At 72.1% G+C, this 21,175-nt stretch carries 20 protein-coding genes and 1 rRNA gene; 5 read left to right on the top strand and 16 right to left on the bottom strand.

Annotated features, from left to right (window positions below; all coding sequences use genetic code 11):
* Positions 1 to 99: ribosomal RNA gene (locus ACFQRF_RS04320) — 16S ribosomal RNA — on the bottom strand; the annotation flags it as partial.
* An 863-nt stretch (positions 100 to 962) separates the two neighbouring features.
* Between ACFQRF_RS04320 and ACFQRF_RS04315 the strand changes: the two genes are divergently transcribed.
* Entirely contained in the window at positions 963 to 2,210 is a 1,248-nt protein-coding gene (locus ACFQRF_RS04315) for an Nramp family divalent metal transporter (protein ID WP_379868960.1), read from the top strand.
* A gap of 49 nt (positions 2,211 to 2,259) precedes the next feature.
* Here ACFQRF_RS04315 and rdgB read toward each other — a convergent pair whose 3' ends face one another.
* The gene (gene rdgB / locus ACFQRF_RS04310; RefSeq protein ID WP_379868959.1) at positions 2,260 to 2,880 is read right to left on the bottom strand and encodes an RdgB/HAM1 family non-canonical purine NTP pyrophosphatase; all 621 of its coding nucleotides are present in this window, start codon (positions 2,878 to 2,880) and stop codon (positions 2,260 to 2,262) included.
* 8 nt (positions 2,881 to 2,888) lie between these two features.
* Positions 2,889 to 3,566: a ribonuclease PH gene (gene rph, locus ACFQRF_RS04305; protein WP_379869046.1), complete on the bottom strand. Its 678-nt coding sequence runs from the start codon at positions 3,564 to 3,566 to the stop codon at positions 2,889 to 2,891.
* 250 nt (positions 3,567 to 3,816) lie between these two features.
* Between rph and ACFQRF_RS04300 the strand changes: the two genes are divergently transcribed.
* Entirely contained in the window at positions 3,817 to 4,527 is a 711-nt protein-coding gene (locus ACFQRF_RS04300; protein WP_379868957.1) for a hypothetical protein, read from the top strand.
* A 12-nt stretch (positions 4,528 to 4,539) separates the two neighbouring features.
* Here the strand turns inward: ACFQRF_RS04300 and ACFQRF_RS04295 are convergent, their stop codons facing one another.
* From ACFQRF_RS04295 to ACFQRF_RS04275, 5 genes are all read right to left on the bottom strand, one after another.
* Positions 4,540 to 5,328, bottom strand: coding sequence for an MBL fold metallo-hydrolase (locus ACFQRF_RS04295; protein WP_379868956.1), 789 nt, complete (start codon positions 5,326 to 5,328; stop codon positions 4,540 to 4,542).
* Positions 5,329 to 5,540: 212 nt separating this feature from the next.
* Complete coding sequence (locus ACFQRF_RS04290; RefSeq protein WP_379868954.1) at positions 5,541 to 6,389, bottom strand: thioesterase family protein; 849 nt, start codon at positions 6,387 to 6,389, stop codon at positions 5,541 to 5,543.
* Between the two features lie 112 nt (positions 6,390 to 6,501).
* Positions 6,502 to 7,449: a PLP-dependent cysteine synthase family protein gene (locus ACFQRF_RS04285; protein WP_379868953.1), complete on the bottom strand. Its 948-nt coding sequence runs from the start codon at positions 7,447 to 7,449 to the stop codon at positions 6,502 to 6,504.
* 5 nt (positions 7,450 to 7,454) lie between these two features.
* Complete coding sequence (locus tag ACFQRF_RS04280; protein WP_379868951.1) at positions 7,455 to 7,733, bottom strand: MoaD/ThiS family protein; 279 nt, start codon at positions 7,731 to 7,733, stop codon at positions 7,455 to 7,457.
* 172 nt (positions 7,734 to 7,905) lie between these two features.
* Positions 7,906 to 8,328, bottom strand: a complete 423-nt coding sequence (locus ACFQRF_RS04275; RefSeq protein ID WP_379868950.1) for a M67 family metallopeptidase — start codon at positions 8,326 to 8,328, stop codon at positions 7,906 to 7,908.
* 350 nt (positions 8,329 to 8,678) lie between these two features.
* Here ACFQRF_RS04275 and ACFQRF_RS04270 point away from each other — a divergent pair, with 350 nt between their 5' ends.
* Positions 8,679 to 9,494, top strand: coding sequence for a GH25 family lysozyme (locus tag ACFQRF_RS04270; protein ID WP_379868948.1), 816 nt, complete (start codon positions 8,679 to 8,681; stop codon positions 9,492 to 9,494).
* Positions 9,495 to 9,542: 48 nt separating this feature from the next.
* Here ACFQRF_RS04270 and ACFQRF_RS04265 read toward each other — a convergent pair whose 3' ends face one another.
* Together ACFQRF_RS04265 and clpS are read right to left on the bottom strand one after the other, a co-directional pair.
* Complete coding sequence (locus ACFQRF_RS04265) at positions 9,543 to 10,088, bottom strand: DUF2017 domain-containing protein (RefSeq protein ID WP_379868946.1); 546 nt, start codon at positions 10,086 to 10,088, stop codon at positions 9,543 to 9,545.
* A gap of 58 nt (positions 10,089 to 10,146) precedes the next feature.
* Positions 10,147 to 10,437: an ATP-dependent Clp protease adapter ClpS gene (clpS, locus tag ACFQRF_RS04260; protein WP_379868945.1), complete on the bottom strand. Its 291-nt coding sequence runs from the start codon at positions 10,435 to 10,437 to the stop codon at positions 10,147 to 10,149.
* A gap of 226 nt (positions 10,438 to 10,663) precedes the next feature.
* On the opposite strand from clpS, the gene ACFQRF_RS04255 reads away from it, so the two are divergent.
* Both ACFQRF_RS04255 and ACFQRF_RS04250 read left to right on the top strand, forming a co-directional pair.
* On the top strand, positions 10,664 to 11,971 hold the full coding sequence (locus tag ACFQRF_RS04255; RefSeq protein WP_379868944.1) for a nicotinate phosphoribosyltransferase: 1,308 nt from the start codon (positions 10,664 to 10,666) through the stop codon (positions 11,969 to 11,971).
* 37 nt (positions 11,972 to 12,008) lie between these two features.
* The gene (locus ACFQRF_RS04250) at positions 12,009 to 12,581 is read left to right on the top strand and encodes a nicotinamidase (protein ID WP_379868943.1); all 573 of its coding nucleotides are present in this window, start codon (positions 12,009 to 12,011) and stop codon (positions 12,579 to 12,581) included.
* Between the two features lie 458 nt (positions 12,582 to 13,039).
* On the opposite strand, the gene ACFQRF_RS04245 is transcribed toward ACFQRF_RS04250, so the two are convergent.
* The 6 genes from ACFQRF_RS04245 to ACFQRF_RS04220 form a co-directional block, all read right to left on the bottom strand.
* On the bottom strand, positions 13,040 to 14,050 hold the full coding sequence (locus tag ACFQRF_RS04245) for a tryptophan--tRNA ligase (RefSeq protein WP_379868942.1): 1,011 nt from the start codon (positions 14,048 to 14,050) through the stop codon (positions 13,040 to 13,042).
* A 122-nt stretch (positions 14,051 to 14,172) separates the two neighbouring features.
* Positions 14,173 to 16,584: a serine/threonine-protein kinase gene (locus tag ACFQRF_RS04240; protein ID WP_379868940.1), complete on the bottom strand. Its 2,412-nt coding sequence runs from the start codon at positions 16,582 to 16,584 to the stop codon at positions 14,173 to 14,175.
* Between the two features lie 213 nt (positions 16,585 to 16,797).
* Positions 16,798 to 17,766, bottom strand: coding sequence for a zinc metalloprotease (locus tag ACFQRF_RS04235; RefSeq protein ID WP_379868938.1), 969 nt, complete (start codon positions 17,764 to 17,766; stop codon positions 16,798 to 16,800).
* A gap of 190 nt (positions 17,767 to 17,956) precedes the next feature.
* Complete coding sequence (locus ACFQRF_RS04230; protein WP_379868936.1) at positions 17,957 to 19,675, bottom strand: DEAD/DEAH box helicase; 1,719 nt, start codon at positions 19,673 to 19,675, stop codon at positions 17,957 to 17,959.
* Positions 19,676 to 19,809: 134 nt separating this feature from the next.
* The gene (locus ACFQRF_RS04225) at positions 19,810 to 20,094 is read right to left on the bottom strand and encodes a hypothetical protein (protein WP_379868934.1); all 285 of its coding nucleotides are present in this window, start codon (positions 20,092 to 20,094) and stop codon (positions 19,810 to 19,812) included.
* Positions 20,095 to 20,101: 7 nt separating this feature from the next.
* Positions 20,102 to 20,887 carry a class E sortase gene (locus tag ACFQRF_RS04220; protein WP_379868933.1) on the bottom strand — a complete coding sequence of 262 codons (786 nt, stop codon included), beginning with the start codon at positions 20,885 to 20,887 and terminating at the stop codon, positions 20,102 to 20,104.
* Between the last annotated feature and the right edge of the window lie 288 nt (positions 20,888 to 21,175).

Below are 21,175 nucleotides of genomic sequence, written 5' to 3'. Positions count from 1 at the left end.
TTCGCCGCTCGTGTACCCCGAAGGGCCTTACCGCTCGACTTGCATGTGTTAAGCACGCCGCCAGCGTTCGTCCTGAGCCAGGATCAAACTCTCCATCAAAGGCCGAACAACCACCACCCAGAAACCCAGATGGCGGTAAACCTCGAAGAGAAACCCTGACGATCGGCCCCGAAAGGCCGGTCAATCAAAGGAACCCCGGCACCATCCATCGATGATGCCACGGGGCCAAAACAAACTTTGGCACAAAGAAAACAAACACGCGCTGTTGAGTTCTCAAGAAACAACCGCTTCACTCGTATACAAGCAACCGGAACAACCCGGAACCAGCTCTTCTATCGAGGCGGCGAATCCGCTTTGTTGTGTCTCCACTTTATCAGAGCCGTTCCGCTTCACCAAATCGCTGGTTTCGGCGTTTCAACTCCGACAATCGGACTTATCCTGTTCATTCCGAAAAGCGCGAACAACGCACATTTCGGAACGATTCCAGGTTTCCACCACGAACTCGCGGTGTGCACCTGGTAGGAATTCCGGGAAAACGGCCGCTATCCGCGTCCGTCTCGTCCGAGGGAGGTGGCTCCAGCCGCCCACCCCATGGGGGTGTCCGGTTCCTGGACCCGTGACTCCGAGTGTACCGCCCCGGAGCCGCTGCTCCGACCCGGCTCGCCCGAAGTCGGCGCCGCATGCGAAACCCGAGGGGCTCTCATGTGGCGACTCGGAGAACATTACCCCATCCCGCCGAGGACGCAAGCCGGGCCCCACTCCGCGTCGGGTGTCCGAACCACCCCGTCGCCGGCACGCCGCGCTCTCACCGGAGAGCCGCCGGCCGACGTCCGAACGACAGCGCTGCTCACCCTGCGTGATCCAGGTCATATCGATCAGGCGACGACTTGGCCACACCCGTTGCCAGGCGCGATGACGGAAATACGCTTTTTCGCACCGTTCGTGGTTGGGGAAGGGACACCGTGGCACTGACCGAACAACGCACGACAAGTTGGAAACTCATCGGCCCGGGCATCGTCGTCGCGGCGACCGGGGTCGGCGCTGGCGACATGGTGGCGACCCTGATCGCCGGGGAGCGGTTCGGCTACACGTTGTTGTGGGCGACCATCGTGGGCTGCCTCGTGAAGATCGCGCTGGCCGAGGCGACCGGCCGCTGGCATCTCGCCACCGGGCGGACGATCTTCGATGGGTGGAGCAGCCTGGGCCGCTGGACGCACTTCTACTTCGGCCCCTACATCGTCATCTGGGGCTTCCTCTATGGCGCCACCGCGATGTCCGCCAGCGCCCTGCCCCTCGCGGCGCTCTTCCCGGTTCTGCCGCTCTGGGCGTGGGCGATGCTGTGCGGCGTCGCCGGCCTGCTCTTCGTGTGGTTCAACCAGTACGCGGTCTTCGAGAAGGCCATGACGGCGCTCATCGGCCTGATGTTCGTCACCGTCGTGGGCCTGGCGTTGTTCGTCACCCCCGACATCGTCGCCACCGTCAAGGGACTCGTCCCCCTGCTGCCGCAGGGCTCGGCCGTGTACACCCTCGGGCTGATCGGCGGGGTCGGCGGCACGATCACCATGGCCGCCTACGGCTACTGGGTGAACGCCAAGGGATGGCGGGACGCCACCTGGATGCGGATGATGCGGTGGGACAACCGGGTCGCCTATGTCATGACCGGTGTCTTCGTGATCGCCATGCTGATCGTCGGCGCGGAGCTGCTGTACGCCACGAACATCGCGCTCTCGGAGGGCGACCGCGGCCTGCTGGACCTCGCGGGGGTCCTGGAGGAGCGGTTCGGCCGGGTGCTCTCCGTGGTGTTCCTCGTGGGGTTCTTCGCGGCGGCGTTCTCCTCGATCCTGGGCGTCTGGCACGGAGTCAGCTTGATGTTCGCCGACTTCATCGGCCACCTGCGCGGCCGGGCGAACCGCCCGGTGGAGGAGCGGGAGCGCAGCTGGGAGTTCCGCGGCTACCTGCTGTGGCTGACCTTCCCGCCGATGCTGCTGCTGCTGTTCGACCGCCCGTTCCAGCTCGTCGTCATCTACGGCGTGCTGGGCGCGTTCTTCATGCCGTTCCTGGCGCTGACGCTGCTGTGGCTGCTGAACAGCAAGCGGGTGCCGGGTGAGTGGCGGAACGGGATCGTCAGCAACGTGGGCCTGGCCGTCGCCGGGCTGCTGTTCATCGTGCTCTGCGTGCACGAGATCCTGGGCTACGTCCAGGGCGGCTGACATGGGCCGTGCCCGCGGCCGGCCGGCCGCGGGCACGGCGCCCGGTGGCTCAGAGAAGTTCGCGCAGCACCCGCGCCAGCCGGCGGAACGCGACGCCCCGGTGGCTGATGGCGTTCTTCTCCTCCGCGGTCAGCTCCGCGATGGTCCGGGTCTCGCCGTCGGGTACGAAGATCGGGTCGTAGCCGAAGCCGTTGCCGCCGCGCGGCGCGGTGATGACGTGGCCGGCGACCGTTCCCTCCACCGCCCGCTCCTCGCCGGAGGGCAGCACGATGGCCGCCGCCGAGACGAACCTGGCGCCACGCCGCTCGGCCGGGGTGTCGGCGAGCTGGTCGAGGACGAGCCGGAGGTTGGCGGCGTCCCGGTCGCCCGACCGGTCGCCGAAGCTCCCGGACCAGCGGGCGGACAGCACCCCGGGCATCCCGTTCAGCTCGTCCACCTGCAGCCCGGAGTCGTCGGCGACGGCCGGCAGGCCGGTGTGGCGGGCGATCGCCCGGGCCTTGAGCAGGGCGTTGCCGCTGAAGGTGGGCTCCGTCTCGGGCACCTCGGGAGCATCGGGGTAGCGGTCCAGCCCGACCACCTCGACGTCGAGGCCGGCCTCGGCGAGGATGGCCCGCATCTCGGGCACCTTCTTGGCGTTGCGAGTCGCGAGCACGATGGTGCGCGTGGTCATGACGCCGCTCATCCCGCCAGGGCCTTCTTCTGCAGCTCGGCGAGCTGGGTGCAGCCGGAGACGGCGAGGTCGAGGAGGCTGTCCAGGGTGCCGCGGTCGAACGGCTCACGCTCCGCGGTGCCCTGCACCTCGATGAAGCGCCCCTCACCGGTGACCACGACGTTCATGTCGGTCTCGGCGACGGAGTCCTCCAGGTAGTTGAGGTCGAGCCGCGGCTGCCCCTGGACGACGCCCACGCTCACGGCCGAGACCGAGCCGGTGAGCGGGTTCTTCTTCAGGTTGCGCTGCCTGCGGAGGAACTTCACCGCGTCGACCAGCGCGACGTAGGCGCCGGTGATGGCGGCGGTCCGGGTACCGCCGTCGGCCTGCAGGACATCGCAGTCCAGGGTGATGGTGTGTTCGCCCATCGCCTTGAAGTCGACGACCGCCCGGAGTGAGCGCCCGACGAGGCGGGAGATCTCGTGCGTGCGTCCGCCGATCTTGCCCTTGACGGATTCCCGGGCGCCGCGGGTGTCGGTGGCGCGAGGCAGCATCGCGTATTCGGCGGTCACCCAGCCCTCGCCGGTGCCGCGGCGCCAGCGCGGGACGCCGTCCTCGACCGACGCCGCGCACAGCACGCGGGTGTCGCCGAATTCGACGAGAGCGGAGCCCTCTGCGTGCCGGAGCCAGTTGCGGCTGATGGTCACGGGCCGGAGTTCGTTCGGAGCGCGTCCGTCGGGTCGAGCCATGTAGCGAGCCTATCGGTGGCGCCGGGTGGGGATGGCCGGGACGGTGCGGACCGCGGCGGGGGCCGGGCCCGGCCGAAGAGGCTGCGCAGCGGCGCTCTCCATCGATCCGTTACCGCGGGGATGACACCATGGTGGCGCCGACGTCCGCGACAGGCTCGCCGGGCGCCGGCGTCCCCCCGGTCGCACGGATGCTGAAGGTCGCCACACCATGAGCCACGCCCCGAGAACGATCCCGCCCGCCAGCGCCCTGCTCCCCGGCACCGTCCGCCGGTTCACCGGCGGGCGGGCCCGGTGGACGCGCACGTTGAGCGCCGGCGCGACCGCCGTGGTGGTGGTGCCCCTGATGGCCGCGTGTGCACCGGCCGGCGACCCGGCCGAGGCGGGGGGCGCCGCGTCCGCACCGCAGTCGCCGCCGCCGTCGGAGGTCGACGCCCGGCCGGTGCCGACGCCGAGCGACGGTGCGAGCGCCGAGCCGGTCGAGCCGCTGCCGCTCCCGGAGTCGTGCACCGAGACGGGGCTGACCGACCACATGGCGGCGTTCGCCGACCGGTTGTCCGAGCCCGAGTTCGAGGAGGTGCGCACCGACACCCGGCTGGAATGCTCGTGGGCGGGTTTCAGCCGCGACGACTGGAGCGAGGTGGTCATGGTGACCTACACGCCGTCCGGCAGCCTGGTGGAGTACCCCGGGCACGTGCCGGCCTCGGTGGCGGCCGATCCGGACTTCTTCAGCACCGAGGAGGTGGCCGAGCTGGGCGGCATCGCGCAGTGGCGCCGCGGTGGGGTGTTCTCCGGGGTCGCGCTGCACCTTCCGGGGCTGCAGGTGACGAGCACCAGTAACGCCGGGCGGGTCAGCGAGGAGGACCTGCTGGAGGTGTCGGTGGCGACGGCCCGCGACCTGCTGGAGGAGGGCGACGGCTGAGGCGGACCGGGGTCAGGAGACTCCGGCGCGCTGTGCGGCGCGCACCCCGGATCCGGTGATCTCGTAGACGGCGCCGGGCCGGGCGAGGTCCACGGGGCCGGTGTAGGTGGTGCGCGCCTCGGCCAGGCTGCGCTCGTCGTCGTTCCACGGCACGAGGTGGGTGAGCACGAGACGGCGCGCGCCGGCGCGGCGGGCGTGCTCGCCGGCTTCGCTGCCGGTGAGGTGCATGTCCTTGGGGTGGTCCTGGTGGTCGTGGAAGGACGACTCGCACAGGAACAGGTCGGTGTCGCGGGCGAGGTGGACGAGTTCGTCGCACGGCCCGGTGTCACCGGAGTAGGTGAGGGCGGCGCCGCCGTGTTCCAGGCGGATGCCGAACGCCTCGACGGGGTGGTTGACGCGCTGCACGTGGACGCCGAAGGGGCCGATCCAGTGCCGGCCGGGGGTCAGCTCGTGGAAGTCGAAGGTCTCGCGCATGCCGGGGTCGGGGTCGAGACCGTACGCCTCGGCCATGCGGTCCGCGACGCCGCGCGGGGCGTACACGGGGATGCGGGGTTTGCGGCCGCTGACCGGGTAGGTGCGGGCCACCCAGTAGGAGCACAGGTCGAAGCAGTGGTCGGCGTGCAGATGGCTGAGGTAGACGGCGTCGATGGCGTAGATGTCGGTGTAGCGCTGCAGCGCGCCGAGCGCGCCGTTCCCCAGGTCCAGCAGCAGCCGGAACCCGTCGGCCTCCACGAGGTAACACGAGGCGGGGCTGGCCGGGCCGGGGAAGCTCCCGGAGGAGCCGATGATCGTGAGTCGCACGTCGAACTGCCTTTTCGGTGAGTTGCCTCCGCGGAGGGCCTCCGCATGTTACGAGATCGCCGTCTCCGTGTTACGGGTCTACCCCAATGCCTGGTCAGGCGGTACCGAATGTGGTCCGGGTCTCAGGCGGTGTGAATCACATGTGACTCCGTCACACGTTACCCCGCGCCGGGTTCGGCCACGTCAAACGGGGTGTGCCCGGCGCGTCCGGGTCACCGCCCGACGCGGGCGAGCTGGCGGCTCTGCGCGACCAGCCGGCCCTTGATGTCCCATAGGTCCACGGTCTCGTCGAACCAGCCGTCGCTGACGAGGTCGGCGCGGGAGCGGAAGGCGAGGGGCCCGGGGTGCGGGAGGGCCCGCAGGTGCCAGGTGAGCTCGACGGTGGGCGCCCACCGCCAGGGCTGGAGCACGGCGACGATGGGGGGCAGGGCGTCCACCGCCAGCGGGACGAACGCGACGGGGTCGGCCGGTGCGCCGTCGGTCGCGGCCGGGCCGACGTGGCCGTGGAGTTCGGCGGTGCCGGGCGGTTCGTCGCGCGGCGCGTCCGCGGCGAGGGTGGCGCTGAGGGCACGGTGGCTCTCGGGGGCGAAGTTCAGTTCGACCCGGTCGGCGAAGCCGCCGATGGTGTCGCGGCTCTGCCGTGGGTCGAAGGCGCGGCACCGTTCGATCGGTGGGATGGCCGGGGCCGGCGCTCCGTACGCGGGGCCGGCGGCCGGGTCGAGGGTCGCCGAGGTGATCAGCCCGGTGACGAGCGGGCGGCCGTCCTGGCGCAGGAGCACCTGGCTGGTGGTGACGGTGCGCCCGTGCTTCAGCACGGTCACCTCGACGTCGGCGGGGCCGGCGGTGGCGGGGCGCAGGAAGTGGTAGGAGGACGAGACGGGGTGGGGGTGCCCGGACTCGGCGAGGGCGGCGCGCTGCAGCACCGCCATCAGGTAGCCGCCGTTGATGGCGGTGCCGATGAGGTAGCCGGGATCGAGGTCGGCGGAGTACCTGCCCGTGCCGGGGCCATCGGGGGCGTCCGCGCTCTTGGTGACGGAGGTGGCGTCGTCGAATCGGCTCATTGGGACATTGAACCGAACCGGGTCCGCGGCGCGGGCGGGCAGGGGGCCTCTGGCGCCGGGGGAACGCCCGCCGGACGCGCCGGGACCGGGCGGCCCCGGCGCGTGTGGCGGGTCAGGCCCAGAGCTGGCCGTCCAAGCGGGACTCGGCCTCCTCAAGGGTGCCCTCGTAGGCGCCGGTGGACAGGTACTTCCATCCGGCGTCGGCGACGATGAACGCGATGTCGGCGCGCTCACGGGCCCGGACGGCGCGCGCCGCCACCCCGAGTGCGGCGTGCAGGGCTCCGCCGGTGGAGATGCCTGCGAAGATGCCCTCCTGGTCGAGCAGTTCGCGGGTCCGGCGCAGGGCGGCCTCGGCCGGCACGGAGAACCGGGTCGTCAGGACGCTCTCGTCGTAGAGCTCGGGCACGAATCCCTCGTCGAGGTTGCGGAGCCCGTAGACGAGTTCGCCGTACCGGGGTTCGGCCGCCACGATCTGGACACCGGGTCGCTGTTCCCGCAGGTAGCGTCCGACGCCCATGAGGGTGCCGGTGGTGCCGAGGCCCGCGACGAAGTGCGTGATGCCGGGCAGGTCGGCGAGCAGTTCCGGCCCGGTGGTCTCGTAGTGGGCCCGGGCGTTGGCCGGGTTGCCGTACTGGTAGAGCATCACCCAGTCGGGGTGCTCCTCGGCCATGCGCTTGGCGACGCGCACGGCCTCGTTGGACCCGCCCTCGGCCGGCGAGTAGTGGATCTGCGCGCCCCACATGCGCAGCAGCTGGGTGCGTTCGGCGGAGGTGTTCTCCGGCATGACGCACACCATCCGGTAGCCGCGGAGCCGGGCCACCATGGCGAGCGAGATGCCGGTGTTGCCCGATGTGGGTTCCAGGATGGTGCGGCCCGGGGTGAGCCGGCCGTCCTTCTCCGCCTGCTCGATCATGTAGGCGGCGACGCGGTCCTTGACCGAGCCGGTGGGGTTGCGGTCCTCCAGTTTCGCCCAGAGGCGGACGTCGGGCGTGGGGGACAGCCGCGGCAGGCCCACCAGCGGGGTCCTGCCGAGGGAGTCCAGGAGTGAGTCGAACCGCATGGCGGCTAGCGCATGCCGCCGGCGACGGCCGGCAGGATCGTGACGGTGTCGCCGTCGCTCACCGGCGCGTCGATGCCTCCGATGAACCGGACGTCCTCGTCGTTGAGGTAGACGTTGACGAACCGGCGCAGCGCGTCGTTCTCGACGAGCCGCTCGGCGAGGCCGGGGTGGCGCTTGTCGAGATCGGTGACGAGTGCGCGGATGGTGTCGCCCTCGCCCTCGACGGTCTTGGCGCCGCCCGTGAGGTTGCGCAGGATGGTCGGGATGCTGACCTCGATGGCCATGGGTGTGTTCTCCGTAGCGCTCTGGTGCTCGTCGGTGTCGTCGGGCCTTCGGCGCGGTCCGGTGCACCGGTGCGGTGGCACTGAATGCCGCGTTCCGCGCCGCGTCGTCGGCCTCTCGCGTACGTGTGCAACGTGGGCGGGCGCCCTGTGATTCCGGAAGGCGGCCGGCCGGTCAGGGGTGGCCGGCGCCGCCGGAGATCTCGACGGGTTCCTCCGTGACCACGCCGTCCACGATCCGGTAGGAGCGGAACTCCACGGTGTCCGGCTCGCGGGTGGAGACCAGGACGTAGTGGGCGTTCGGCTCGGAGGCGTAGGAGACGTCGGTGCGGGAGGGGTACGCCTCGGTCGCGGTGTGGGAGTGGTAGATCACGACCGGTTCCTCGTCGCGTTCGTCCATCTCCCGCCAGACCTTGAGCTGCTCCAGGGAGTCGAAGCGGTAGAAGGTCGGGGAGCGTTCGGCGTTGATCATCTCGACGAACCGGACGGGCCGGTCGGACCCGGCCGGGCCGGCGACCACGCCGCACGCCTCGTCGGGGTGGTCGCGGCGGGCGTGCGCCACGATCTCGTCGTAGATCGAGCGATCAATCCTCAGCATGCCCTCAGCCTAGCCGAATGTCGTTCCATACCCACCGGCTGGGTAGGAGACCTCGGTGGCCCGGCGGTGTCCTCCGCGAACGGCGCGCGCCGTGCGCTGACCGCTTGAGGCCACGCCCGCCCGGTATCGGCGAACCCGCACGTGGCGCTGGCGGGCCCGGCCGGTCCCGGTCCGCAATGGGCCCGTGGGCCTATTGCCGCCCGACTTATGTCCCGTGTGCAATGTCATCTGCGCACGGACGATCAGGGAGCGCTCACACAGCGTCGCGGACCCACCGGACGTGCGCCGTCACCGCTGCGGGATCCCCCGCTCACCCCGCAAGGAGAACCGCCGTGTCCACGAGACGCTCCATGAGAAGACCCCTGGCCCGAATCGCGTCCGCCGCCCTGGCCGTCGCCGCCGTCCTCGCCCCCGCCCCCGCACTCGCCGACCCCGCCCGGCCGGCCGACGCCCGCCAGATGGCGATGCACGCCCAGGAATCCTCCCCGGCGGAACTCGCCACCCGCGCGGCGCCCGCCGGTGTCCCCGGCATCGACGTCTCGCACTGGCAGGGCGGCATCGACTGGGGGGCCGTCGCGGCGTCCGGGGTGCGCTTCGCCTACATCAAGGCCACCCAGCGCACCAACTACCGGGACCCCAACTTCAACGCCAACTACGTCAACGCCTACAACGCCGGCATCATCCGCGGCGCCTACCACTTCGCCGAGCCGAACCGCTCCAGCGGCGCGGACCAGGCGAACTACTTCGCCGGCAACGGCGGAGCGTGGTCCGCGGACGGCCGCACCCTCCCCGGCGCCCTGGACCTGGAGGACACCGCCGGCCAGCCGCACTGCTACGGCATGACGCCCGCGCAGATCGTCGCCTGGACGCGGGACTTCAGCGACACCTACCGCGCCCGCACCGGCCGCGACGTGGTGATCTACACCAGCCGCGGCTGGTGGGACGACTGCGCCGGCGGCAGCAACGCCTTCGCCGCGACGAACCCGCTGTGGGTGGCGAGCTGGACCACGGCGCCCAGCCCCACCATGCCGAGCGGGTTCGGCGTCCACACCTTCTGGCAGTACACCAGCACCGGCTCGGTGCCGGGCATCGGCGGCAACGTGGACCGCAACGTCTTCAACGGCAGCGAGGCCCGGCTGATCGCACTGGCGAACAACACCCCGTGACCTGGGGCCTCCGGCGACCGCCTCCGGGCGGCCGCCGGGCCCGGGCGGCTAGCGCATGAGGGCGTGGACGAGGGTGTCCTGCAGCCCGCCCAGCCAGTCGTAGATGTGCAAGGCGGCCTCGTTGGAGGAGTCGGCCGCGTTCCGCTCACCCCGCAGGTGCGCCTGGTAGCTCTCCTCCTCGACGCCGAGCCGGGTGCCCAGCGCGAGCCGGACGTCGTTCAGCGACTTCATCCAGGCCAGCGCCTCGGGCCGCCCCAGGGTGATGCGGCCGCCCGACTCGGGCAGCGCGGACAGGACGGCATTGGCGTTCTCCCGCTTGTGCCGGCGCAGCCCGTCCTCGGTGTAACGGCGGAAGTCGCCGGCCGACTCGGTGTCGTCGGCGTAGGCGTCCGGGAACAGCCGCGCCAGGACCGGATCGTCCGGCTTCTCGCTGCTGCCGCCGATTCCCACCATCTCGGCGAACTCGTCCTGCGGCGCGGGCGGCTCCACCAGTTCGAGCACGAGGTTGGCCATGGACCGCAGCACCGCGGCCTCGTCGCGGTCGAGGTCGATGCTGACCCCGCCGTGGGGCGCGCTCCGGAATCCCGTGGTCATCGTCCTTCGTTCATACTCGTCGCTGCCGCCGCCGGCGAGGGCGTGCGGCGGTGGGCGGTCACTTGTCCTGCTGGAGGGTCGCCCATAGGCCGTACTCGTGGAGGGTGGCGACGTCGCGTTCCATCTCCTCGCGGGAGCCGCTGGACACCACGGCCCGGCCCTTGTGGTGCACGTCCAGCATCAGCTTGTGCGCCTTGCGCTTGGAATAGCCGAACACGGTCTGGAAGACATAGGTCACGTACGACATCAGGTTGATCGGGTCGTTCCAGACGATCGTCACCCAGGGGAGATCCGGCCGCACGTGCTCCTTGGTGTCCGGCCGTTCGAGTTCGACCGGCGCGGTCGTCATGGATACATCATCCTTCCCCGTCTGTCGGCCCCCGGCGCCCCTCCATCGGCGCCGCGCTCTCTGGTCTAACGACCTGAGCCCGCCGCGCGTTTCGCCGCGCGGCCGTTGCTGGACCCTTGCTCGTCCCCGTAGTTCGTATTGTTCCATCCCTTCCGGCGGGGCTGGTGACTTCGCGAGAGGTGGGCCGGATTTTGTTCCTGATAGGCACAAACTAGGCTTGGATCTCATGACCGACTGCTGGAACAGCGCGCTGCTCACCGACCGGTACGAGCTGACGATGCTGCAGGGAGCACTGCACAGCGGCGCCGCGCACCGGCGAACGGTGTTCGAGATGTTCGCCCGGCGGTTGCCGGAGGCGCGCCGCTACGGCGTCGTCGCCGGTACCGGGCGCTTTCTGGACGCGCTGGAGCACTTCCGCTTCGACACCACGGCTCTGGACTACCTCTCCGACGCGGCGATCGTGGACGATCGCACGCTGGAGTGGCTGGCCGGCTACCGGTTCAGCGGCGACGTGTGGGGCTACGGCGAGGGCGACTGCTACTTTCCGGGCTCGCCCATCCTGGTCGTGGAGGCCCCCTTCGCCGAGGCGGTGCTCCTGGAGACGGTCGCGCTGTCCATCTACAACCACGACTGCGCCATCGCCTCGGCCGCCTCACGGATGGTCACGGCGGCGGGCGGCCGGCCGCTGATCGAGATGGGGTCACGCCGGACGCACGAGGCGGCCGCGGTCGCCGCCGCCCGCGCGGCGTACCTGGCCGGTTTCGACACCACCTCCAACCTGGCGGCCGGCCGCGCGTACGGAATCCCCACCGCGGGCACCAGCGCGCACGCGTTCGTGCTGCTGCACGACAGCGAGCGGCACGCGTTCGCCGCGCAGCTGGCGGCGCTCGGCCCGGAGACCACCCTCCTGGTGGACACCTACGACGTGGTGCGCGCCGTCCGCACCGGCATCGAGCTGGCCGGCGACCGGCTGGGCGGGGTGCGGATCGACTCCGGAGACCTCGCCGTGCTCGCCGGCGAGGTGCGCAAACTCCTGGACGAGAACGGGGCGGACACGACCCGCATCGTGGTGACCGGCGATCTCGACGAACACGCGATCCAGGCGCTGGCGATCGCTCCGGTGGACGGTTACGGGGTGGGGACCGCGCTGGTGACCGGCTCGGGGGCGCCGACCGCGTCCCTGGTGTACAAGCTCGTGGCGCGAGCGCACGGCGAGGGCCCGGACGTGCCGATGTCGCCGGTGGCCAAGCGGTCGGTCGGCAAGCCGAGCAAGGGCGGACGCAAGTGGAGCACCCGGCGGCTGGCCGACGACGGCACGGCCCGGGCCGAGCTGGTGTACGACCGCGAGCCCGAACCGGCGCCCAACGAGCGCCCGCTGCTGCGCCGGCTGGTGGCCGCCGGCGAGATCGTGGGCCGGGAGCCGCTGCAGGCGGCGCGGGAACGGCACCGCGCGGCGATGGCCGAGCTGCCGCTCACGGCGCAGCAGATGTCGCGGGGCGAGCCGGCGATCCCGACCCTGTTCGGGCAGGTGTGAGGTGTGCCCGCCGAGGGCGGACGGAGAGGAGAGCACCGTGCGAGCGCTGATCGTGGTCGATGTGCAGAACGACTTCTGCGAGGGCGGCAGCCTGGCGGTGACCGGCGGCGCCCGGGTGGCCGAGGCGGTCTCGGAGCTCATCGCCGCACGCCGCGGTGATTACCGGCACGTGGTGGCGACACGGGACCACCACGTCGATCCGGGCGAGCACTTCTCCACCACCCCGGACTTCGTGCACTCGTGGCCGCCGCACTGCGTCGCGGGCACGCCGGGTGCCGACTTCCACCCGGCATTCAACACCTCGCGGGTGGCGGCGGTGTTCGACAAGGGCGCCTACTCCGCCGCCTACAGCGGGTTCGAGGGCACCGCGCCGGACGGCAGCTCGCTGGAGGCGTGGCTGCGCGAGCGCGGAGTGACCGAGGTGGACGTCGTGGGCATCGCGACGGACCACTGCGTGCGGGCCACCGCCCTGGACGCGGCGCGGGCCGGTTTCGCGACCCGGGTGCTGCTCGGCCTGTCCGCCGGGGTCTCCCCCGGCACGGTGGCCGCGGCGCTGGCGGAGCTGCGCACCGCGGGAGTCACGCTGGAGGGCGAACCGGCCGGGGCGTGACCGCTCGGGGCGCGCCCCGAGCGACGGGGCGGTCCCGTTCTGGTCGCGCTCGCAGCCTCGCTCCCCTCCACCGCCAACGCGAAAGGCGCTACGCGCGAGGGCATTGACGGCTCCGGACGCTCGGCGGCTCGTCGCCCTGTGCCACTTGGTCGCGCTCACCACCTCACTCCCCTCCACCGCCAACGAGGGTGGGCCTTCGGCAGCGCCGTCGGCGCCTCCGGACGCTCGGCGGCTCGCGCTCCACGCCCCCGGTCGCGCTCGCCACCTCGCTCCCCTCCACCGCCAACGCGAGGGGCCTACGGCAGAAGGCGTCGACGGCTCCGGACGCTCGGCGGCTCGTCGCCCTGTGCCACTTGGTCGCGCTCGCCACCTCACTCCCCTCCACCGCCAACGCGAAAGGCGCTACGCGCGAGGGCATTGACGGCTCCGGACGCTCGGCGGCTCGCGCTCCGTGGACGTCAGTCGATGCCGACGGCGCGCCGGACCTTGGCCAGGACCCGGCTGCTCCGCTCACGTGCCTTGACGGCACCGGCGGCGAGGATTGCGTCGAGGTCGGAATCGGGCTCCATGAGGCGCTCGTAGCGCTCCCGCATGGGGGCCACCTCGGTGTTGATGGCCTCGAACAGCTGGTTCTTCAGTTCGCCCCAGCCCATGCCACCGGCTTCCAGCCGCTTGCGGGTCTCGGTGAGGCGGCCGGGCTCCTCGAAGTGCGTGAGCAGCTGGAACACCACCGAGGTGTCGGCGTTCTTGGGCTCCTCCACCGGGGTGCTGTCGGTGGGGATGCGCCGCACCAGCTTGCGCAGCCGGTTCTCGGGGAGGAACAGCGGGATGGTGTTGTCGTAGGACTTGCTCATCTTGCGGCCGTCGATGCCCGGCAGCACCGCGGCGTCGCCCTCGTTGTAGACGCCCTGCGGGATGGGGAAGCTGTAGGACTCCCCGTACAGGTGGTTGAACGAGCCGGCGATGTCGGCGGCGTACTCCAGGTGCTGGGCCTGGTCACGGCCGACCGGCACGTAGTCGGTCTCCATGATGAGGATGTCGGCGGCCATGAGGATGGGGTAGTTGAACAGCCCCATGTTCACCCCGGCGTCGAGGTCGGTGGCGCCCGCCTCGGCGTTGCGGTCGCGGGCCGCCTTGTAGGCGTGCGCCCGGTTCATCAGGCCCTTGCCGGTGAAGCTGGCCAGGATGGTGGACAGCTCGAACACCTCGGGAACGCTGGACTGGCGGTAGATGATGGTGCGCTCGGGGTCGAGTCCGCAGGCCAGCCAGGTGGCGGCGACCGACCGGATGTTGTGCCGGAGCCGGGCGGGGTCCCTGACGGTGTTCAGCGAGTGGTAGTCGGCGAGGAAGTACAGCGTGTCGGAGGACGCGGCGGCCGCCAGGGCCGGCTTGATCGCTCCGACGTAGTTGCCGATGTGCGGCTCGCCTGAGGTCTGGATGCCCGTCAGGAAGGTCTTGGTCGCTGCCATGGCACCGATTTTAACGGGGTGATCGCCCGGCCATCGCGCCGCGGACGGCCGCACGGCGGTCGGCGACCTGTGGATTCCCCGTGTCCGGGGGGCGCCCCGTGGCGGGGCGCCCCCCGGACGGGCTAGGCGCTCACCTCCGCCGCACGGAGCAGGTCGGCCAGACCTTCGGTCCGGTGGTTGTCCACGATGAGGATCTGCGACTCGGGCAGCAGCCAGTAGCGCTGTTCGTAGAACACGTCGGGCCCGTCGTCCCAGCTGCGGTCGCCGGGCGCGTCGGTGCAGCCCACGTACCACACCCGGTAGAACGCCCGGCGGTCGCCGACGTCGGCGAGCGTGGCCTCCTGAGGTGCGCGCGAGTCCCCGGGGTCGGGCGCCGACGTGTCGTAGGACGGGTCGCAGTTGTAGGGGCCGGCGACCGGGTGGTAGGGCAGGCTCTCGTCGATGGCGCCCATCGTGAAGCCGGTCGAAATGCCTCCCGGGCCGAACAGCATGATGCTGGGGCAGCCGTGGTGGCTGTTCCACGATCCGGTCGCCGAGCACGGGCTGCCGGGGTCGGTCCCGATGAGCAGCCACTCGTCACTGACGGCCGGCCGGCCCAGCGGCTCGAAGTCGCCCTCGTTGCGGTAGACCTCCCACTCGCCCGGGACCTCGAAGGTCAGATTACGGAACCGCACCTCCTGGGTGGCGGGGCGCTCGGGCGCCCGCACTTCGGCGTCGGCGAGGATGCCGTCCAGCGCCTCGATGCCGTAGCCGTCCAGGATGAAGATCTCGGAGTCGGGGAGCAGCCACCACCGCTGGTCGTAGTACCGGAGGTTGACCGGGCTGCTCCAGTCGGCCGGGTCCTCCTGGTGGCTGCAGGGCACCGACACCTCACGGTAGGCGGCGTCCTGGCCGCCGACGGGGCGGGTCTCGGCGACCTCGGCCGGGTAGCCGGGGTCGTCCTCGGTGTAGAGGCTGCGGCCTTCGGGGCATCCCGGCACCTCGCTGGCCGGGATGAACTGGGGGGCGGGCTCGTCCTCGGCGCTGATCGGGCCGTACCCGGGACCGCCGAAGGCGATGCCGCTGCGGCCGAACACCCGGACGTGTTCGCAGGAGGACACGTTGGTGTCGGCCCACATCCAGTCGACGTCGGCGCAGCCCTCCTGGCCGCCGGGGTAGAGCACCAGCCACTCCTCTGCGACACGGGGCTCAGGGGCCGACAGCGGCCCGAACTCGTCCCGGATCCGCTCGACCTGCCAGCCGTCCGGCAGCCACAGCGTCAGGCCCTGGAACTCCACGGGGGTGCCGTCGCGGGTGGCGGCGGTCTCCTCGGCGTCCGCGCCGAACGGCAGGATCGGTTCACCGGCGTAGATCCGGCCGCCGATCCAGCCGCCCGTGACGACGGCGGTGGCGGTGGCACCGGCGGCGATGAGGGCGGTGGCCTTGCTCATCCCCGCGATGGTGCCCCCGGCCGCGGCGGCCGAAGCCCCACCGGCCGCTCCTCCCACGGTGCCACCCGCGGCCCCGCCGGCGGCGATCCCGCCGGCCGCGCCGGCACCGGCGACCGCGCCCGCGTTGGGCACCGCCGCGGCGCCCAGCGCGACGGCGGCGATCCACGGGCCCGCGCCGCGCCCGACGGTCCCGAAGCCGAGCCAGCTCGCCGCCAGGAGGGCGCGCAGCCGGGACCGCTGGTCGGCACCGGCTTCCGTGGGCTCGACTCCGGCGAGGGCGAGGACGGCGTCCAGTGCCTCGGCGGCGTCCGGCCGATCCGCCGGGTCGGGGTCCAGGGCGCGTTCGACGAGCGGCCGCAGTTCGCCGGGCACGCCGTCGAGGTCGGGCGTCCCTTCGCGGCTGCGGTCGAGCAGCGTGCGCGCGTCGCCGTCGCCGAACGGGCCGTGCCCGGTGGCGGCGTACACCACCAGCCCGCCCCACGCGAACATGTCGGATCGCGCGGTGGCCGCCGCGTTGCCGAGCCGCTCGGGCGCGATCCACCCGGGCGTGCCGTAGACGGCGTGCTCGGCGTCGTCGTCGCCGGCGGCCCGGGCGATGCCGAAGTCGAGCACGCGGGGGCCGTCGGCCGACAGCATCACGTTGCCGGGTTTGATGTCGCGGTGCAGCACCCCGGCGGCGTGGATGGCGGCGAGCGCTTCGGCGGTACCGGCCGCGAACGACAGCAGGGCGGCGCCCGTGAGCGGGCCGTTTTCGGCCACGTGCTCCTTGAGGGTCTGGCCGCGCACGAACTCGGTGGCCAGCCAGGGCTGTTCGGCCGCGGGATCGGCGCCGAGGAACTCGGGCGCGCACTCGGCGTCGATCCGGCGGACGAGCTCGGCCTCGCGGGCGAACTGGCGGCGGTACTCGGCGTCGGCGGCGTGTTGCGGGTGGATCACCTTGACGGCGACCTGGCGGCCGGTGTCGTCGAGGGCGCCGTAGACGGCTCCCATGCCGCCGGCGCCGACGCGGCCGACGATGCGGAAGGGGCCGATGACGCGTGGGTCGTCGGGCGTGAGGGGGCTGAAGCCGGACGGTAATTGAGGAGAGGGGGTCGTGGGATCCATGGAGGAGGACATGGTCTCGGCGCTTCTGTTCCTGGGGTCGGGATCGATGGCGGCGCACGCGGTGCGGGCGCGCCCATGCCGGTCACCGGCATGGCCCGGCCGCCGGAGGCGGCGCGGCCGGGGCTCCGCCCGCCGAATGGACGCGCCGGACGCCTCCGCGGTTCCCGGTACTTTCCGTCCGGTGCCGCGGCGCCGTACCGGCCCGCGCTGGGGTCAGGCCCGGAACGCGGCCCAGGCGCGGCGCATCCGCTCGCCCTGCCCCTCGGTGAACTCGCGCATGCAGGCGTCGTCGCTGTAGTTCATGAAGTTGCGGACGGGGTCCTCGCCCGGCCGGCTCGGGCAGGTGTCGCGGCCCTCCGGGCAGCCGGCCGACTGCTGGCGCTCGTACGGCGTGTCGTCGACGTAGTCGCTGGGGTGGCTGCACCCGTTCTGGAAGGTGTGGAACAGGCCGAGCCAGTGGCCGGTCTCGTGGGTGGCGGTGTGCCCGAGGTCGAACTTCTCGCGCCCGCCGCCGGGAAGGGTGCGGTAGTCGACGGTGACGCCGTCGGCCCAGTCGTTGACGCTGTAGTCCTGCGGGAACGTGGAGCGGCCGAGGATTCCGCGCCCCAGGTCGGCGGTGTAGAGGTTGAGCGTCCCGCCGTCGCCGCGCCGCAGCTCGCGCTTGATGGCCTCCTCGTTCCCCATGAAGTCACGGAACCACAGGTCGTCGGCGGTGCGGGTGACGTCGTGCAGCTCGAACCGGATGCCGGTGTCGGCGCCGCCGTGGCCGCCGCTGTACGCCTTGTTCATGCCGGCGATCTGGGCGTCGATCTTGGCCCGGGACACGTTGCCGGTGCCGTCCTGGCGAGAGAGGACGTGGACGATGACGGGGATGGTCACCGGCGAGTCGGCGGTGGGGATCCGCTGGCCGGCCGCGGCCTCGGTCAGCCGCCGGTCGAGTTCGGCGGCGCGCTGCGGGGTGACCGTGGCGGGGTCGGGCATGGCGGGGTCGGCGAGCCGGGAGGTACCGGTCTCAGGCGGGCAGCCCGGCTCCTGGGCGGCGGTGGGGGCGGCGCGCTCCGTCGGCGGGGTTCCCTGGCCGGCCGTGGCCGCCATGACCCCGGCCAGCGCGATCGCGCTCACTGCCAGTCCGCCCCATGTACCCGCGTTGCGCAACCGTCGCTCACTCTCCGCGTCCACCATGATTACGCACTGTAGTCATTCCGAACCGCAGCGCCCGGCCGGGCACGTCCGGATTGCGGAGCTTTTACGTGCGCGGACGCCGCCGGCCGCGGCGGCGTCCCGAGTGGAATTCTAGGAACGGAAACGCCGACGCCGCAGGCGTTTCCGGTGATCCAGGGCCGCAACGCGCACGTCGGACGGTCCGCGGCGGTCAGGAACCGCCGGTGGCCCAGCTGCGGATCTTGGCGATCCGGGCGCGGATCTCCTCGGCCGTGGCCTGGGCGATCGGCGGGCCGCCGCACGTCCGGCGCAGCTCGCTGTGGATCATCCCGTGCGGCTGCCCGGTGCGGCGGTGCCAGGCACCCACCAGCCCGTTGAGCTCGCGGCGCAGGTCGGCGAGCACCTCGTGCGCCGCCGCCTCCTGCGGCTCCTCGCGCGGCGCCCGCAGCTCCTGGGCGCGCTGCTCGGCCTTGCGCTTGCGCAGCAGCGTGGCCACCTGGTCGGGTTCCAGCAGTCCGGGCAGGCCGAGGAAGTCCTCCTCCTCGGGGGACCCGGGCGCGCCGCCGCCGAACTCGCCGCCGTCGTAGAGGGCGCGGTCGAACTCCGCCGACGCCTCCATCGTCTCGAACGGCAGTTCCTCCCCGACGTCGGGGGTGTCGCGCTTGCGGCGCGCCTCGTCCACGAGGTCCTGCTCGGGGTTGAACTCCCCGTCCTTGATCGGCCGGTCGAGGGCGTGGTCCCGTTCGCGCTCCATCTCCCCCGCGAACTCCAGCAGCGTGGGGACCGAGGGCAGGAACACCGACGCGATCTCGCCGCGGCGCCGCACCCGCACGAATCGGCCGACGGCCTGGGCGAAGAACAGCGGCGTGCTCGTCGAGGTGGCGTACACACCGACCATCAGCCGGGGCACGTCCACTCCCTCCGACACCATCCGGACCGCGACCATCCACCGATCGTCGGACTCGGCGAACTGCTTGATCTTGCGGCTGGCCGTGGGATCGTCCGAGAGCACCACGGTGGCGCCGCTTCCGGTGACCTGGCGCAGGATGCGCGCGTAGGCGCGGGCGTTCTCGTGGTCGGTGGCGATGACGAGTCCACCGGCGTCCGGGGTGCTGTTGCGCACCTCGGTGAGCCGGCGGTCCGCGGCCGCGAGCACCTTCTTGATCCAGTCGCCCTTGGGGTCGAGCGCGGCCCGCCACGCCTGCGCGAGCGCGTCCTGGGTGAGCGGCTCGCCCAGCCGTGCCGCCAGCTCGTCGCCTGCCTTGGTGCGCCAGCGCATCTCGCCGGAGTAGGCCATGAAGATGACCGGCCGCACGACCCCGTCGGCCAGCGCCGGCGCGTAGCCGTAGCTGTAGTCCCACGAGCAGCGGCGGACGCCGTTGTGGTCCTGCACGTAGTCGACGAAGGGGATGGGGTTGACGTCGGACCGGAACGGGGTGCCGGTCAGTGACAGCCGGCGCGCCGCCGGGTCGAACGCCTCGCGGGCGGCGTCGCCCCATGACAGCGCGTCTCCGGCGTGGTGCACCTCGTCGAAGATCACGAGGGTGCGGCGGGCCTCGGTGCGGTTGCGGTGCAGCATCGGGTGCGCGGCCACCTGCGCGTACGTCACCGCCGCACCGATGTACTGGCGGCCGAGGGCGCCCTGCCCGTTGCGGAAGTCGGGGTCGATGGCGATGCCGAACCGGGCGGCGGCCTCGGCCCACTGCTTCTTCAGGTGCTCGGTGGGGCAGACGATGGTGATCGCCCGCACCCGGTGCTGCGCCAGCAGTTCGCTGGCGAGGGTCAGCGCGAACGTGGTCTTGCCCGCCCCCGGCGTCGCGACGGCGAGGAAGTCGCGCGGTTCGCGCCGGAAGTACTCCTCGAACGCCTCGCGCTGCCAGGCGCGCAGGCTCTTCAGTCGTTCGGTCGTATCGGTCTGGGCGAGCGTCATCGTGTGGATCCCGGGGTGCTCACGTGGACGAGGGTATCCGGAGCCGGGCGCCGGAACGGCAAGGAACGCGTGGCGGGTCGGTCACTCCCCGCCCGCCGCCGCCAGGGGTTCCGCGGGCTCCGTGGCGCGTCCGGTCAGTTCGCCGCCCCACCGGCGTCCGGGGCGGCCGGAGAGGTGGACGCCCCACCGACCGGCACGTCCACGCCGATGATGCCTTCGCCGTCGCCGCCTTCCGCACCGCCGGGGACCGGTGCTCCCTCGCCGCCCTCGACGGTGACGTCGTTGAACGGCAGATAGGGGTCGGCCCAGGGGAACACCACGTACCACAGCAGCGCCGCCGCGCCACCGGCCAGCGCCAGCGCGAGCAGCAGCTTCACGAACGCGGGGCCGGGCAGCGCGCGCCAGATCAGACCGTACACGGTTTCCTCACTCCGCCTGCTCAGGGGCCATGTCGGCGATGCTCGCCGGCATGCCGTCGGACTTGGGCCGCGTCTCGCTCAGCTCGGCGTGGATGATCAGCCGGTGCGAGTTCTGCAGCTTGGGGTGGCACGTGGTGAGGGTCAGCAGCGACCGCGTGGGCTCGGCCTCGGGGTCGAAGGGGTCGGGCGCTACCACCCGCACCTGGTCAGGGGTGACGATCTCGGTCTCGATGACCCGGTAGGTGTAGAAGTTGTCGCGGTCCTCCAGGACGATCTCGTCGCCGTCGACGAGCTGGTCCAGGTCCCAGAAGACGGCGGCCACGCGGTGCCCGGCCACCGAGTAGTTGCCGACCTGCCCGGCCTCGGCGGTGCCCGGGTAGTGGCCGGGACCGTACCGGATGTCGTCGGGCGCGACCCCGTTGACCACGACCCACTTCTGGTCGAGCCGGGGGATGTACAACCGGCTGTTCGCCGAGCCCGGGAGCGGCTCGGAGTCGGGCCCGCGGGCCTCGGACTCCCACTGTTCGGCCACGGCCTGGTCGAGCCGGCTCTGCTCGTTGTCGGTCTGGGCCTGCTTGCCGTAGACCTGGTAGGCGGCGAAGAAGAGCATGACCAGGCCGGCGGTGAACAGCACCTCGCCGAGGGTGCGGAAGGTGGCCCGCGCGACGTCGCCGGCGGTGCGCGGTCCGCTGCGTCCACGGACGCCGCGGGAGGGGGCCCGGCGCCGGCCCCTGGCGCCGCCGGCGCGACGCCGGCCGCGGCCCGACGAGTGTCGTTCGGTTGTGTACGTCATGTGACCTACCCGTGGTTACCGCTCATGGTCCCGGACACGCGGCCGCCGCGCGGTCCGGCGGTGCGGTCCCGGCCGGCCGTGCCGCGTCGGGAACGCGGGCGCGCACGGCCGCGCGAGCGGGGCGCGAGCGCGGGCCCGCGGGCGGTGCCGCTCGCGGGCGGTGAGCGCTTCCCGTGGCGCCGGAAACCCTGCCGTTCCGCCATTTGCCGCGATCTGTCCTCCGGAGGGTATCGCGACTCTCCCGCCCGGTCAGCCGCGAAACCCCGGTGCGGGCGGATCCGCCCACCT

The organism is Marinactinospora rubrisoli, assembly GCF_042664915.1.
GTDB lineage: Bacteria > Actinomycetota > Actinomycetes > Streptosporangiales > Streptosporangiaceae > Marinitenerispora > Marinitenerispora rubrisoli.
The sequence above is the reverse complement of the archived record's forward strand: the minus strand, read 5'-3'. Positions and strand labels throughout refer to the sequence as shown.

What these genes read in the sequence shown, in the direction of transcription:
- ACFQRF_RS04280 (WP_379868951.1), bottom strand. Translation starts at nt 7,733, where the DNA reads ATGGCCATCGAGGTCAGCATCCCGACCATCCTGCGCAACCTCACGGGC.
- ACFQRF_RS04245 (WP_379868942.1), bottom strand. Translation starts at nt 14,050, where the DNA reads ATGGCAGCGACCAAGACCTTCCTGACGGGCATCCAGACCTCAGGCGAG.
- ACFQRF_RS04230 (WP_379868936.1), bottom strand. Translation starts at nt 19,675, where the DNA reads ATGACGCTCGCCCAGACCGATACGACCGAACGACTGAAGAGCCTGCGC.
- clpS (WP_379868945.1), bottom strand. Translation starts at nt 10,437, where the DNA reads ATGACGACCGCGCCGGTCGAACTCGAACGGCCGGACACCAAGGAGCAC.
- ACFQRF_RS04270 (WP_379868948.1), top strand. Translation starts at nt 8,679, where the DNA reads ATGAGAAGACCCCTGGCCCGAATCGCGTCCGCCGCCCTGGCCGTCGCC.
- ACFQRF_RS04275 (WP_379868950.1), bottom strand. Translation starts at nt 8,328, where the DNA reads ATGCTGAGGATTGATCGCTCGATCTACGACGAGATCGTGGCGCACGCC.
- ACFQRF_RS04290 (WP_379868954.1), bottom strand. Translation starts at nt 6,389, where the DNA reads ATGAGCCGATTCGACGACGCCACCTCCGTCACCAAGAGCGCGGACGCC.
- ACFQRF_RS04235 (WP_379868938.1), bottom strand. Translation starts at nt 17,766, where the DNA reads ATGGTGGACGCGGAGAGTGAGCGACGGTTGCGCAACGCGGGTACATGG.
- ACFQRF_RS04255 (WP_379868944.1), top strand. Translation starts at nt 10,664, where the DNA reads ATGACCGACTGCTGGAACAGCGCGCTGCTCACCGACCGGTACGAGCTG.
- ACFQRF_RS04285 (WP_379868953.1), bottom strand. Translation starts at nt 7,449, where the DNA reads ATGCGGTTCGACTCACTCCTGGACTCCCTCGGCAGGACCCCGCTGGTG.
- ACFQRF_RS04265 (WP_379868946.1), bottom strand. Translation starts at nt 10,088, where the DNA reads ATGACCACGGGATTCCGGAGCGCGCCCCACGGCGGGGTCAGCATCGAC.
- ACFQRF_RS04300 (WP_379868957.1), top strand. Translation starts at nt 3,817, where the DNA reads ATGAGCCACGCCCCGAGAACGATCCCGCCCGCCAGCGCCCTGCTCCCC.
- ACFQRF_RS04220 (WP_379868933.1), bottom strand. Translation starts at nt 20,887, where the DNA reads ATGACGTACACAACCGAACGACACTCGTCGGGCCGCGGCCGGCGTCGC.
- ACFQRF_RS04240 (WP_379868940.1), bottom strand. Translation starts at nt 16,584, where the DNA reads ATGGATCCCACGACCCCCTCTCCTCAATTACCGTCCGGCTTCAGCCCC.
- rdgB (WP_379868959.1), bottom strand. Translation starts at nt 2,880, where the DNA reads ATGACCACGCGCACCATCGTGCTCGCGACTCGCAACGCCAAGAAGGTG.